Genomic DNA, 14,305 nt, shown 5'->3' on the forward strand with positions numbered 1-14,305 from the left:
GTTGGAGTCACCCTGCTCGGGCCGGTTCCTGCACCGGGCCAACCGGCCCGGGGGTCTTCGAGCAATGCGGATTACGAGTCTCAACCCGGACACGAACATCGGTGCCAGCGGCTGGCTGATTGAGTTTGAAGGGCACCGGCTCCTTTTGGACGCCGGTATGCATCCCAAGTGGGAAGGACACCGCGCCCTGCCGCTGTTTCAGGCGGCTGGCCCCGGCGAGGTCGACGCCATTGCCATCTCGCATTGCCATCACGACCACGTGGGGGCCTTGCCGGTGGCCCTGCGGCATTTTCCCCACGCCCAGGTCCTCATGACCGAGCTCAGCTATTTCCTGATCGAACGGGTCCTGCACAACTCCGTCAATGTCATGACCCGTCAGCGGGCCGAGCTCGGCATCGCCGAGTACCCCCTCTATACCCATGATGAAGTGGATGAAATTGCCCCGCTGTTCCAGGGGTTTCGGTACAACCGGCCGGTGGAATGGACCGCTCACTCCCGAGGACGCGCCCGACGGGATGGTCCCACGCTGGAGTTCTTCGACGCCGGCCACACCCTGGGCGCCGCCGGCATCCGGGTCCAGGGCCGCCGCGAAACGTTGTTCTACACCGGCGACGTCTGTTTCCACGACCAGACCCTGCTCCGGGCCGCACGATTCGAAGACGTGGAAGCCGACGTGCTGATCATGGAAACCACCCGGGGCGGCCGCGGTACACCCGAGGGATTCACCCGCGAGGCCGAGATTGACCGGTTGATCGAGTCCATTCGCGCGGTCTTCAAGCGCCGGGGCAGTGTCCTGATTCCCAGCTTTGCCCTGGGACGCACCCAGGAAATCCTGGCCCTGCTGGCCCTTGAGATGGCCGGAGGCCGCCTCCGCCGACAACCGGTCTACATCGGTGGACTCGGCCGCGTGTTCACCGAGATCTATGACCTTCAGGCCCATCGAACTCACCGGCAGCACCACAACCTTCACCTCCACGAGGCCCTTGACCTGGTCGTGCTCGATCCCGAAGAAACCCGGAGCCTTTCACTCAACACCAGTCGCCTCTTCGTGGTCACCGCGGGGATGATGACGGAAAACACGCCGGCCCACGACCTGGCCGTCCGCCTGGCCCGGGACGAACGACACGCCGTGTTTTTCGTGGGCTATGCCGACCCGGACACCCCCGGCGGCCGGTTCAAGGCCAGTCGCAAGGGCGAGCCCTTCTTCTTCAGCCAACAGGTCCCCGAGCTGGTCCGGTATTGCGAAGTGGACGACTTCGACCTGACCGCCCACGCCGCCCGGGAAGACCTGCTGGACTTTGTCGGCATGGTGGATCCGCGCGTGGTGGTTCTCGGTCACGGAGACGAGACAGCCCGCCAGTGGTTCGCCGAACAGATCGCGCGGCGTTACCCGCGGATCCGCATTGTCCAGCCCCAACCGGGCGAACCGGTCGAACTGTGACAGTTGAAAGCCGCCGGGTCTTCCGGGGCCCAAACCTGCCGGTTCCCAGTATGCCGGCTTTCCCCTCTGGTTGGGCCGTGCGACAGAGTGGGCGACAGAGTAGGCGGCAGTTCTCGCCGGGTTTTTCCAACCCAGGACCCCGGGGGCGTGTCGACGGGCCGGGCCCCGGCGCCCGTCGCAATGGCTTGTGGCGACTCCGACATCCTGACTCATTTTGGACCCGGTCCGGCTCGTTAAACCGCCGAACGCATGCACAGGGCCATGGACGGGCCGGCAAATGACGGAGCAGGCTCCACCGAAAGAATCCCACCGGCGCATGGTTCAGGGCAGGGGGATTGTGTTCAGAGCTCAGGGACCACCGGGGCTTTGTCCTGCTCCAAAAGATCAGCGTCTCCGGTCGACCGTCGCCGGTCGCCGTTCGCAGCGGCAGGTCACCGTGCAGAGGCCGCGTGCAAGGCGGCTCACGGAGCGGAGTGAATTCGAATCTTATGACCGTTGCCACCCGGATCCAGGCAGACTCCAAATCCCGGGTCGTTCTAATGGTCTCGGGAGCGGCCCGCCGGTCTCCTGCGGCCTGCCGGTTACAAGAGTCGCGGTCGGCTGATGCCGGCCCATTCAGTAACTGTATCGAACCGCCACGCCCACCCGGTTGCGGTTGTATTCCCGGCCCTCGGCGTAGGTGGCCACGCGCGTCGAAACCTGGTTGACTGCCGTATCGTGGGTGTAGCTGCATTCGATTTCCCAGTGGTCGTGCAGCTTGTAACGCGCCAACACCCCCGGCGTCCAAATCCAGTCTTCGCGCGCCACCGGTGCCTGCCAATCCCCGATGTACAGGCTCAGACTCAGCGCGAGGGAAAACGAGTCGGTCAACCGATGCTGCCAGCTTGCCTGATAGAGAATGTCTTCGTAGACGCTGTGGCTGGTAAAGGCCGGCTGTTCGTAGCGGGTGGCCCGCAGTGTCACGGTATCCCGGGCGGTGGGCAGCACGGTCACCGTCGCATCCACCCAGTAGAGGATCTCGCTCTGGTGAAACGCCACCGGGGGATGATCCCAGTCGCGAATGTCGGGTCCTGCCAACACTGCCAGCTTCAGCCAGGACACCGGTGCACCTTCGAAACCGAGCAAGAAGCGGTGGTAATCGTTGGAATAGGGACTTGCCCGGCCCAGCAATTTCCCTTGGTGTTGATGCCCGAACCGGTAACCGACCACCCAGTGACCCCGGTTGCCCGCCGGGAGACCCAGGTCCACGCCGCCCTGGGCGTCCCAACGGTCAATGTAATTGTCGTAAATGAACCGGGACGGATCCGTGTTGGGCCGTTGGTCCGTGCGAAAATCATGCACGTACAATGCCGCCACCGGACGGACGAACCCGTTCCCCACCGGCACAGTGGCGCGCCACTGGCTGCGATACACCACTGCGTCGCGCCGGTCCCGCAGGGGAATACCCCCAACGCACGGGCAATCCCCGGGGCGCAAGGTCACCGGCCCGAGGTGACTGCCGTCAATGCCGAGCCACTGATGGCGCCAGTCCCACTCAAACCCGTTCCGGTGCCCGCCCAGCGTCAGGGTGGCCCGATGGGCCACATGATCCTCTGAAGGGGCATTGTGAAACCACTGAAACTCGGGCGCATACGAAGCAGAGGCATGCAGCAGATCCAGGGGCTGCCATTGGAGACTTACCGAGGGTGTGACCGAGGTGATCCAGGACTCGAACCGGGGCTGGCGCTCGGTCAGACCCACAGGACCGGTCAGACCCGGCGCCGGCGCGGTATCCAGAATGTACACGTTGTCATCGAAGACCTCCTGGACGGTCAGGGTCGTTCGCAGATTCAGATTGGAACCGACCTGCCAGGCGGCCCGGACACCGGGACCCAGCAGCAGCCCGAAGCCGAGGAGGATCTTCAACCACGCCGATAACCCTCCGCACGCATGACCTTTCCAATTTCCATGTCCGTTGCGTTTGAGATCAACCCCTGCCATACCCTTCGATCTTCCTGATGTTGACGGCCCGAACCGTTGGACTGCATGGACCGTCTCAAGCCGCCGCACGTGCGGCCGCAGCCGGAGGTGCGGCGGGCAGCCGCAGCGTCAACAGGGCTGCCAGGGCCAGCAACACTCCTGCAGTCACAAAAGACGTGGTGTAACTGCCGCCACTGTGGGCTGTGAGCATTTGCTGCAGTCGGGGCAGCACCAGCCCGCCAGCGCCCCACGCCGTGAACAACAGTCCGTAGTTCAGACCGAAATGTTTCAGGCCCCACAGGTCCTTGGAAAACGAGGGAAACAACGCCAGGTTCGCACCGTAATTGGCACCGATGCACGCCGCCACCAGCACCACCACCCATCCGGGTACACCCGCACCGGCTGTCACGGGTATCGCCACAAACATCAACAGGGCCTGCAAACCCAGCACCAGCGTCAGAGTCTCACGACGGCCGAGCCGATCCGACAGCGCACCAGCCAGGATCCGTCCTCCCGCATTGCCCACCGCCAGGATGGCCACCGCCAGAAAGGCCCAGTCTCCCATGCTCTTCCTGGCCATCCCGCTGATGCTGCCGATCACCATCAATCCCGCGCCGGCACCCACGAAATAGAGAAACCACAGCCACCAGAACCGGCCCTGGCGCAACATGATCCCGGGCGGTGTGCCCGCCGCCACGGCCCGGACGGGCGCGGAACCGCTCGTGCCGGCCGGCCCGGTCGGAGCCTCCGGCGCCGGCGGATTCACCAGGAGTTGGGCCAGACCACACACCATCACCACGAAGCCCAGGCCGAGGATCAGCATCGACCGCTGCAGACCAAAGTGCCCTAGCAAATACTGGGACAACGGTGCCAGGTACACCGGCGCCAGGCCGAACCCGGACACCACCAGGCCCGCCACCAGGCCCGTCCGTTGCGGCGGAAACCATTTCAAGGCCGGGGGCGTGGCCGAGGCATAGCCAAAGCCGATGCCCATTCCCACCAGAACTCCAAAACCCAGCAGCCACAGGGTGTAGTTCTGCGTGGTGGAAATCAGCACCATGCCGGTCCCCACCAACAACCCGCCCAGTGTGGCTGTCAGGCGCGGCCCCCAACGGTCCTGGCATCGCCCCGCCACGGTCATGGTCAGAGCAAAGACCAGACAGCACAGAGCGTAGGGATCGTTGAGCTGTTCGCCTTTCCACCCGAACTGCTGTTCAATGGCTGCTTTGAACAGGCTCCATGTGTAAAGGACGCCCAGGGCCAGGTTGATACCCATTCCGGCCAGGGCCACCAGCCATCCCCGCAGCCCGGGCCCCACAGTGGTGGACGAGGACCGTTCCATGGATCACGCCTTCGGAATGCTGCAATTGCCGGCGTCCCGACTGCAGCCACCGACACGCCCCTGCCCCTTCGGGCGGCTGCCATCTCCCACATCGAGCCGAGAGCAGGTAGCCCCGTTTGCGGACCCTCGATTGGAGACCGGGAGCGCCATCAGTTGCGCTAAATAGACGGAAGCGAACGATCCCACCCCACTTTCCTTGGCAAAAAGTGAACAACGTTTGGCCCCATCCCCGCTGGGCGGGGCGGGCGCAGGGGCGCGGGCAACCGACGCGGCCGCCTGGCCGGGTTTTCACACGGCGGTGTGGACCTGGCCGGTGTTGGGAGGGCTGAAAAACAACAACCCCGGTCGCTACCTGGGGCGGCCGGGGTGTTGAGGCCTTCAGCGGGCCCTGGGGATGGCGCGTCTTAAACGCGGCCTTTGACCAGAATCTCCACCACCGACGGATCGGCGAGGGTGGTAGTGTCGCCGATCTGGTCGGGTTGGCCCTCGGCGATCTTGCGCAGGATTCGGCGCATGATCTTGCCCGAACGGGTCTTGGGCAGCGCCGGCGCGAACTGGATTTTGTCGGGGGTGGCGATGGGCCCGATTTCCTTGCGCACGTGTGCGATCAATTCCTTGCGGAGTTCCTCCGAGGGTTCCACTCCGTCCTTGAGGGTGACGAAGGCGTAGAGCGCCTGGCCCTTGATTTCGTGGGGCATGGGCGCAACCGCCGCCTCGGCCACCTTGGGATGGCTGACCAGGGCGCTTTCGACCTCTGCGGTGCCGATTCGGTGGCCGGAGACGTTGACGACGTCATCCACCCGGCCCAGGAGCCAGAAATCACCATCCTCGTCCACCCGGGCACCGTCACCGGTGAAGTACACGTCCGGGTACATGGTGAAGTAGGTGTCGATGAACCGGTCGTGATCGCCCCAGGTGGTGCGGGCCATGCCCGGCCAGGGTTTTTTGATGCAGAGTTTGCCGCCTTCATTCGGCGCGCATTCGGTGCCATCGTCCCGCAGCACCACCGGTTCCACGCCAAAGAAGGGTCGGCTGGCGCTGCCGGGCTTCAGAACATGCGCCCCGGGCAGCGGGGTGATCATGTGGCCGCCGGTCTCGGTCTGCCACCATGTGTCCACAATCGGGCATCGTTCCTTGCCGATCACCCGGTAGTACCACATCCAGGCCTCCGGATTGATCGGTTCGCCCACCGAGCCCAGCACCTTCAACGAACTCAGGTCGTATTTGTTGGGCCATTCCTCACCCTGACGGATGAGGGAGCGGATTGCCGTGGGAGCCGTGTAGAACTGCGTGACCCGGAATTTCTCCACGATCTGCCAGAACCGGCCCGGGTCGGGATAGGTGGGCACGCCCTCGAACATGAGGCTGGTAAACCCGTTGGACAACGGGCCGTAGACGATGTAGCTGTGGCCGGTCACCCACCCGATGTCGGCCGTGCACCAGAAGCGGTCGTCCTCCTTGATGTCGAACACGTATTTGGTGGTGAGGGTCACATGCAGCAGGTACCCGGCCGTCGAATGCACCACACCCTTGGGTTTGCCGGTGGACCCCGAGGTGTAGAGCATGAACAGGTAATCCTCCGCCTTCATCCGTTCGGGCTCGCACCAGGCCGGCGCTTTGGCCATGAGTTCGTGCCACCACAGGTCGCGACCCCCGGTCCACGGAATCTCCGCCCCGGTCCGGCGCACGACCACGACCTTTTCGATGCTGGGGCAGTGTTTGAGGGCTTCATCGGCAATATGCTTCAGCAGGATCTGCTTGCCACCGCGCAGTCCCTGGTCCGCCGTGATGAGGAGCTTGCAGGTGGAGTCGTTGATCCGGCCGGCCAGCGCCTCGGCACTGAACCCCCCAAAGACCACGGAATGAATCGCACCGATCCGTGCGCAGGCCAGCATGGCGATTGGCAGTTCGGGGATCATGGGCAGGTAAATGCAGACACGGTCCCCGCGCCGCACCCCGAGGCCCTTGAGGACGTTGGCGAACTTGCAGACCTGCTCCAGCAACTCCTGGTAGGTGAGCTTGATCACGTCCTGTTCCGGCTCGCCCTGCCAGATCAGGGCCACCTTGTTGGCCCGGCCGTTGCGCACGTGGCGATCCAGGCAGTTCACCGATGCGTTGAGCTCACCATCCTCGAACCATGTGTGCCAGATTTTGCGTTCCCTGGTGTTCCAGACGTATTTCCGGGCGACGGTCGGTTTTTTGTACCATTCCAGGGCCGCACACTGTTCCAGCCAGAAACCTTCCGGATCCTTCACGGATCGCTCATACATCTGCCGGTACTGCTCGGCATTGATGTACGCCTGCCGCACAAAGTCCGGCGACGGCGGGAAGGTTCGGCGTTCCTGCAAGAGGGAGACAGTAGAAGTGGGAGTGCTCTGGTTGCTCATAAGCCACGTTTAGGTTGCCATCCAAGTTCGTGAGGAATCAAAGCACGCACCGCATGCCGGTGTCAACCCGGACCGACCGCTGCCCGCGCTTTTTTCACGGGCACGGTAAGCCGGCGGATCGGGAGCGGCGCCGATCCGCGTCCTCTGCCCGTCATAAGGGACGTTTGTCAGGCCCGGAATCGGCCCGGATCGGGGCACCAACAGGCCCCGGCCATGCTTCGGGTGGGTTTGGCGCTGATGCGCATGTGCCGGTCGGGCGTGGCCCGGGCGCGTGGAGGGGACATCCACCCGGTGCCGCAGGCCTTGTCGGAGGGTCGGTCCACTTGGTGTGTTCGCGACAAGATTTGCGGCCGGCATGTGGAGGCTGCCGGTTTGGACGCCAGGTATCCCGGAGCAAGGTCCTCCGACCCGGTTTTGTTCCGACTCCGACCCGGCCGGCGCAGCGGCAGTCCGTCGAGCGCATCGACAAAGCCGGATTCCGTTCCGGACAGTGAGAGGGCTTACGTGATGGGAGGGGGGTGCAGCGTACGGTGACCCCGCGGTGCGTTCTTTCGGATCTCATCCGGTGGCCGTTCCATCGAACCGGTGCCTTCCAAGCCGGGGAGTGCCCGTGCGTGCAAAAACCCCGGGGAGCTCTCCGGGGCCGTGCAAGGCGACCCTGCGGATTGAGTGTTGTTGAATGAGCTTGCGCGCCCGGCCGGCGAGTGACCGGAGGTTGGTGCTGGCACAATCCCCTGCCGTGCCCACGCCCTGCGGTTCCGGGGCTTGGGACCCGGCGGTCGGCTCGGCGGGTGCTGCGTGCATGGAAGAACCGCGGTGATGTGGCCGGCCGGGGCCGCGACCTGTTCAAAAACCCGGGCACTCGGCGAATTCCCGACACAACCCATCGCGCTTCGGCGCCGGGAGGCGTGCGGGGAAGGCGTTGGCGCAGGTTGCCACCGGCAACCTCACACATGAAACCGGAACAGGAGCACGTCGCCGTCCTGCACTTCGTAGTCCCGCCCTTCATGGGCGTAATGTCCCTGCTCGCGTGCGCGGCCCACCGAGCCCGCCTCGACGAGGTCCCGCCAGAAAACCCGTTCGGCGCGAATGAAACCCCGTTCGAAGTCGGTGTGGATCCGGCCTGCCGCACGGGCTGCGGGTGTCCCTGCCGGGACGGTCCATGCCCGTACTTCCTGGTCGTTGAAGGTGAAAAAGGTTCGCAAGTTCAGGAGCCGGTAGGTGGCGCGGATCAGTTCATGGGTACCCGTCTCTCGGATGCCCAGACTGCGCAAATACTCCGTCGCCTCCTCCGGGGTGAGGTCGGCCAGGTCGCTCTCCAACCGGGCGCAGACCACGACCGTTTCGTAGCCGTGATGTTCCCTGGCGTAGTCCCGGACGGCCCGGACGCGCGGGTCCGTGTCCAGGACGCCCAGTTGCTCTTCCGTTACGTTGGCCGCCAGGACGGTCGGCTTGGCGGTGAGCATGGGGCAGGCTGACAACATCGCCAGTTCCTCGTGGGTGAGCCCGCCGGTGTTGACCGGTCGGCCGGATTCAAGGTGGGTTTGGATCCGTTGCCAGAGGTGGTCTTCAGCGATGGCGTGTTTGTTCCCTGCGCGGACCTCCCGGACCAACCGGTCCCGACGGCGCCGCAACACCTCCAGATCCGCCAACACCAGCTCGGTCAGGACAATCTCGATGTCCCGCACCGGATCTGGCGTGCCGGTGACATGCACCACATTCGGATCGTCGAAACATCGGACGACGTGGACCAGGGCATCCACCTCGCGGATGTGGCTGAGGAACTGGTTGCCCAGCCCCTCGCCATGGGAGGCACCCCGGACCAGGCCGGCAATGTCCACGAACTCGATCGCCGCAGGGACCTTTGTTTGGACGCCCACCACGCGGGCCAGCTCGTCGAGGCGGGGGTCCGGGACGGCCACGACGCCCCGGTTGGGTTCGATGGTACAGAACGGATAATTGGCCGCGGGTGCCAGGTGGGCCCGGACCAGCGCGTTGAACAGGGTGGATTTGCCCACGTTGGGCAGGCCGATGATCCCTGCCTTCAGCATGCCGGCACTCTACTGCGGCTCGGGGCCTGGAGACAGTCCGAAACCGCGTGGCGATACGGGGCGCTTCACCGGGGCGGCCGGATCCACGTGGACGAGGCGGGTGAAGCGGCTTCCACGGCCTGGCGCATGACCTTTTTGAGCCGTTCGATGCCTTCGCCCAGACCGGCCGAGATGGCCAGCACCGGCGTGTGCGGCACCCGGCGTTTGAACCGTCGGAGGTTCAATTCGGCGGTCGGCTCGTCCATCTTGTTAGCCACCACCAGGCGCGGTCGTTCGAGCAGGGCCGGGTCGTACAGCTCCAGCTCCTCCAGGAGGTGATGGTAATCGTCCCAGGGCTGGCGGCCATCCGTTCCTGCCATGTCCAGGAGGATCAGCAGGACCTTGCAGCGCTCGATGTGTCGGAGAAAGGCGTGGCCCAAGCCGACGTTGCGGTGGGCGCCCTCGATCAGGCCCGGCACGTCGCACACGACCAGACGCTTGTAGTCCGGGTACTCCACGATGCCGATTTGCGGGTGCAACGTGGTGAACGGGTAGGGCGCAATTTTCGGGCGTGCACGTGAGATGGCCGTGAGCAGGGTGGACTTGCCCGCGTTGGGGTAGCCCACCAGGCCCACGTCGGCGATCATGCGCAGTTCCAGCAGGAATTCTCCCTCCTCACCGGGTTCGCCCGGCTGTGCAAACCGGGGTGCCTGTTGGCTGGGGGTGGCGAAGTGTTTGTTGCCCAAGCCGCCCCGGCCGCCCCGGCACAGAACAAACTCCTGGCCGTGCTCGGTCAGGTCGGCCACCAGCTCGCCCCGGACGGGTCCCGGGACCTGAACCTTTTCCACCAGGGCGGCCGCGGTCCGTTCCGGATCGGGCCGGCCTGCGTAGGGTAAAAGGGGACGTACCGTGGTGGGCAACCGGTTTGGCTGGTCCGGTTCTTCCCGGGTGGATCGTTGCGGGGGAGGGCTCAACCGCCAAACCAGCGTTCCACAGGGGACGCGGACGATCAGGTCGCGGCCTGACCTGCCCTTCATCCCTTTGCCCAGCCCGTGTTCACCGTCCTCGGCGATCAGGCGTGGCTGGTAGTATTGGGCGATCAGGTTGTTCAGGTCGTGGTCGGCCCGCAGGATCACGCTGCCGCCGTCGCCGCCGTCGCCGCCATCCGGCCCGCCCTTGGGACGAAACTTCTCCCTTCGGAAGGCCACGCAACCGCGGCCTCCGTGACCTGCTCGGGCGTAGATTTTGACCTCGTCAACAAACACCGGATGATCCTGATGCCTTGATCGTGGCTGCGCGGCCGATCCGCGGGCATCGGTACGACCGGCCGCGGAGCCGCGCTTTACCCCATTCGGGTTTCGACAAGAAAAAAGGCGAGGCAAACCGCCTCGCCGGCAGTGTGATCCTTTGGAACCCGGGTCAATTGCCGGCGGGGGCAGCCGCTGCCACGGCTTCCTCGGCCACTACATTGACCCGACGACCGCCCTTGTCAAACACCACCCGACCCGGTTTCAGGGCGAACAAGGTCCAGTCCCTGCCCACGCCCACGTTGAGCCCGGGGACGAACTTGCTGCCCCGCTGCCGGACCAGGATACTGCCGGCGGTCACCCATTCGCCGCCAAACGCCTTTACGCCGAGGCGTTTGCTGTTGCTGTCCCGACCGTTCCGGGTACTGCCCTGACCCTTTTTGTGTGCCATAACCCGTTCCTCAAGCCTTGATTTCCTTGACCTTCACTACGGTCAGTTCCTGCCGGTGCCCCTGGAGTTTGTGGTAGCCTTTGCGGCGTTTCATCTTCCAGATGATCTTCTTTTCGCCGCGTTTATGGGCCACCACTTCGGCCACCACCGCGGCGTCCGCCACGGTGGGCGTGCCCACCCGGACCTGACCGTCCAGGTTGAGGAGCAACACCCGATCAAACGTGGTCGTCTGCCCGGCTTCCACCGGCAGACGCTCCACCTCCAGGGTGTCGCCGGCTGTCACCCGATACTGTTTGCCACCCGTTTCGATGACTGCGTAGCTCATGGTATGTCCCCGTCACAGGGGCCCAACATTTGACCACAACTCCGGGATTCTGTCAACCGGTTGAAATCGTGTGTGGCGCCCGTGCTGTCGGCAACGCTCGGGTGCCGGGTCGGGGCGGGGGTGCCCATCTGCCGCCCGGGGCGGCGGAAATCAGGGGGTAGGGTTGCCGGGTCCGTTGGTGCCGACGCCGCTCGGGGTTGTACCCTGCGGGGTCACCGCCGGGGCTGTGGGTTCCGGGGCAGCCGGTGCGTTGGTCAACCCGGTGGGGGTTGTCGTGGCGGCCGGCAGGGGCGTACCGGATTCCGGCAGGAGCGGCGCGGTGGTCCGGGTCTGGAGCTGTTGCTGGAACTCGCGTGTGGAGCGGCGGTGATACGCGCTCTGCAACAGGCCCAACCCGATCGTCAGCACGAAGAACAACGCGGTACAGTACTTCGTGACGCGTGTCAGGACCGTGCCGGTGCCCGCCCCGAACAGTGCGTCTGTGGCGCCGCCTCCGAAGGCCAGTCCGGCTCCGGCCTCTTTTTTGGGCAGCTGGATGAGCACCAGCAGGATCAACAAGAGGCAGTTCAACACCAGGATGAACGTCAGCAAACCGATGAAAAAGCCCATGGTCGCAAATCAGATTGAGTTTTTGACGATGTCGGCGAAGCTCCGCACTTCCAGCGAGGCCCCGCCCACCAACGCACCGTCCACGTCCGGCAGGCACATCAGGTCGCGGGCATTGGACGGCTTGACGCTGCCACCGTACTGGATCCGCACCCGTCGAGCGACGGTCTCGTCATACATCCCGGCCAGCAGGCTGCGGATGAATGCATGAGCCTCCTGCGCCTGTTCCGGGGTGGCGTTGCGGCCCGTACCGATGGCCCAGACCGGTTCGTAGGCGATGATGGTTTCCAGCATTTGATCCCGGGTCAGACCGGCCAGACTTCCGCGGACCTGGCGTTCCAGCACGGCCCTGGTGCGGCCCTGTTCCCGTTCTTCCAGCGTCTCGCCCACGCAGATGATGGGTTTCAACGCGGCGGCATGGGCGGCACGGGCCTTCCGGGCCACCCATTCGTCCGTCTCACCGAAGTAAGTGCGGCGTTCGGAGTGCCCCAGGATGACGTAACGGACCGAGAATTCCTTGAGCATGAAGGCGGCGATCTCGCCCGTGTAGGCGCCCGCGGGGTTTTCGTTCATGTTCTGGGCGCCGAGTCGGATGTTGGAATCCAGCAACAGCTTGGACACCTCGCAAAGTGCGGTGAATGGCGGGCAGACCACGAGGTCCACCTCCTTGACGCCGGACAACTCCAGTTTGAGGCCCTTGACCAGGTCCACGGCCTCGGCCACGGTTTTGTTCATCTTCCAGTTGCCGGCGATGATCAGTTTGCGTTCCTTTTCCATGCGAATTCAGCCGGATGGGTTCCCTGCGTGCTGGGGTTCAGTGGTGCGGGGGGTCGGCGTTTGTCAACCGCAGCAGCAACAGCAACCGCCACCGTCAGCGGGCCGGTCCGTCAACGCCGCCACACCGGGCAGTTCGCGGCCTTCCAGGAACTCCAGGCTGGCTCCGCCGCCGGTGCTCATGAAGGTGACCTGGCCGGCCAGGCCCGCCTTGTTCACGGCTTTGACACTGTCGCCGCCGCCGATGATGCTCAGAGCTCCGCTGGTCTGGGTGGCTTGGGCAACGGCGTGTGCGATGGCGTTGGTACCGGCGGCGAACTGGGGATTTTCGAACAGGCCCATGGGACCGTTCCAGAGGATGGTCCGGGCACGCGCGATCACGTCGCTGTACGCCTTCACGGTGGCCGGACCGATGTCCAGGCCCGCGGCGTCCGGCGGGCAGTTGGGGTCCGTGTTCACGCGCGGGTTTTGGTACTCGATGACGGGCCGGCCTTTCTTGTCCACCTTGCCGGTTTCGACGGGGGTGGCCACGACATCGTCCACGGGAAGGAGGAACTGGACCTTGCGTGTGGCGGCCTTGTCCAGCGCGGCCCGTGCCACGTCCACCTTGTCCGGTTCGACCAGGGATTTACCGGTCTGATAGCCCTGGGCGAGCCGGAAGGTGTAGGCCATGGCGCCGCCGATCAGGATGGTGTCGGCCTTTTCCAGCAGCCGATCGATCACCCCGATTTTGTCCGAGACCTTGGCGCCGCCGAGGATGACGACGAAGGGGCGGGCCGGGTTTTCGAGTTCATCGCCCAGGAACTTGAGTTCGCGTTCCATCAGCAGGCCGGCGGCGCACAATCCGCCGCGGCGGGCGATGGCGCGGGCAACCCCCTCGGTGGAGGCATGCGCACGGTGGGCCGAGCCGAATGCGTCGTTCACGTACACATCCGCCAGCGCGGCCAGTTTTTCGGAGAAGGCCGGGTCGTTGGCCTCCTCTTCCGGATAAAATCGTACGTTTTCGAGCAGCAGAACGTCTCCGTCTTTGAGGGCGGCGACGGTTTGTTCGACCTTGGGCCCGATGCAATCGTCCACGAAGGCAACCGGCCGGCCCAGCAGATCGGCCAGGCGGGCCGCCACCGGACGCAGCGACATGGAGGGTTCCCGTTTGCCCTTGGGCCGGCCCAGGTGGGAGGCCAGAATGAGACGGCCGCCCTTTTCGATGAGCAGCCGCAATGTGGGCAGGGTTTCGCGGATGCGGGTGTCGTCGGTGATGACCATCTGCCCGTCCCGCTCCTCCAGCGGCACGTTGTAGTCCACCCGCACAAACACGCGTTTACCGCGTACGTCCAGATCCCGAACCGTCAGTTTTGCCATATGGATTCCCTCGCTTACAAACCCGGAGTGCGTAGATTAGGAGACCCGGCGGAGCTGTCAAAGTTATTTCGATTGGCTGAAGGTGGCCTCCTGAATCCTTAGCCAGCCGTTGGGGCGGGGTGCCAAACGATGTTTTCGAATCGGAGGAGTCTCTGAACGTGATCTGGGAGGGCTCTGGGGCCCATCGGTGAGGCCTGTGTGGCCGATCTGGGAGGGGTCGCCCGGGCGCCGGAAGGGCCGCAGGGCCGTGCCAGGGTGGTTTTTTTCCAAGATGCGGGCATGCTCCGCCCTGGCCGCCAGGGCGCTCGGCGGGTGCGGGGTTCGTGCCGTGGCTCCAGTTTAGCCGGAGGGCACCGCCGCTTCCGCCGCCACGGCCCGCCACCA

11 protein-coding genes are annotated in these 14,305 nt (G+C 64.9%); 1 reads left to right on the forward strand and 10 read right to left on the reverse strand.

Translation table 11 applies throughout. From position 1 onward, the window contains the following. Window positions 1–64 precede the first annotated feature (64 nt). Window positions 65–1,441 (forward strand): MBL fold metallo-hydrolase, encoded by a 1,377-nt coding sequence (locus G4L39_RS03680; RefSeq protein WP_165106004.1) that lies wholly within the window; start codon window positions 65–67, stop codon window positions 1,439–1,441. Between the two features lie 615 nt (window positions 1,442–2,056). On the opposite strand, the gene G4L39_RS03685 is transcribed toward G4L39_RS03680, so the two are convergent. From G4L39_RS03685 to G4L39_RS03730, 10 genes are all read right to left on the reverse strand, one after another. After that, window positions 2,057–3,421 carry a hypothetical protein gene (locus tag G4L39_RS03685; protein WP_165106005.1) on the reverse strand — a complete coding sequence of 455 codons (1,365 nt, stop codon included), beginning with the start codon at window positions 3,419–3,421 and terminating at the stop codon, window positions 2,057–2,059. Between the two features lie 55 nt (window positions 3,422–3,476). Then, on the reverse strand, window positions 3,477–4,742 hold the full coding sequence (locus tag G4L39_RS03690) for an L-lactate MFS transporter (RefSeq protein WP_165106007.1): 1,266 nt from the start codon (window positions 4,740–4,742) through the stop codon (window positions 3,477–3,479). Window positions 4,743–5,146: 404 nt separating this feature from the next. After that, the gene (gene acs, locus G4L39_RS03695) at window positions 5,147–7,129 is read right to left on the reverse strand and encodes an acetate--CoA ligase (protein WP_165106008.1); all 1,983 of its coding nucleotides are present in this window, start codon (window positions 7,127–7,129) and stop codon (window positions 5,147–5,149) included. A gap of 947 nt (window positions 7,130–8,076) precedes the next feature. Beyond that, window positions 8,077–9,180, reverse strand: a complete 1,104-nt coding sequence (gene ychF, locus G4L39_RS03700; RefSeq protein WP_165106010.1) for a redox-regulated ATPase YchF — start codon at window positions 9,178–9,180, stop codon at window positions 8,077–8,079. Between the two features lie 65 nt (window positions 9,181–9,245). Next, a complete protein-coding gene (cgtA, locus tag G4L39_RS03705) occupies window positions 9,246–10,424 on the reverse strand; it encodes an Obg family GTPase CgtA (protein WP_165106012.1) in 1,179 nt (392 codons plus the stop codon). Window positions 10,425–10,578: 154 nt separating this feature from the next. Next, window positions 10,579–10,857: a 50S ribosomal protein L27 gene (gene rpmA / locus G4L39_RS03710; protein ID WP_165106013.1), complete on the reverse strand. Its 279-nt coding sequence runs from the start codon at window positions 10,855–10,857 to the stop codon at window positions 10,579–10,581. Between the two features lie 10 nt (window positions 10,858–10,867). Beyond that, on the reverse strand, window positions 10,868–11,182 hold the full coding sequence (gene rplU / locus G4L39_RS03715; protein ID WP_165106015.1) for a 50S ribosomal protein L21: 315 nt from the start codon (window positions 11,180–11,182) through the stop codon (window positions 10,868–10,870). A 150-nt stretch (window positions 11,183–11,332) separates the two neighbouring features. Further along, entirely contained in the window at window positions 11,333–11,791 is a 459-nt protein-coding gene (gene secG, locus G4L39_RS03720; RefSeq protein WP_165106017.1) for a preprotein translocase subunit SecG, read from the reverse strand. 9 nt (window positions 11,792–11,800) lie between these two features. Further along, window positions 11,801–12,565 (reverse strand): triose-phosphate isomerase, encoded by a 765-nt coding sequence (gene tpiA / locus G4L39_RS03725; RefSeq protein ID WP_165106018.1) that lies wholly within the window; start codon window positions 12,563–12,565, stop codon window positions 11,801–11,803. 63 nt (window positions 12,566–12,628) lie between these two features. Next, a complete protein-coding gene (locus tag G4L39_RS03730; protein ID WP_165106020.1) occupies window positions 12,629–13,921 on the reverse strand; it encodes a phosphoglycerate kinase in 1,293 nt (430 codons plus the stop codon). Window positions 13,922–14,305: the final 384 nt, after the last annotated feature.

Origin of the sequence: Limisphaera ngatamarikiensis (genome assembly GCF_011044775.1) — a bacterium.
Classification (GTDB): domain Bacteria; phylum Verrucomicrobiota; class Verrucomicrobiia; order Limisphaerales; family Limisphaeraceae; genus Limisphaera; species Limisphaera ngatamarikiensis.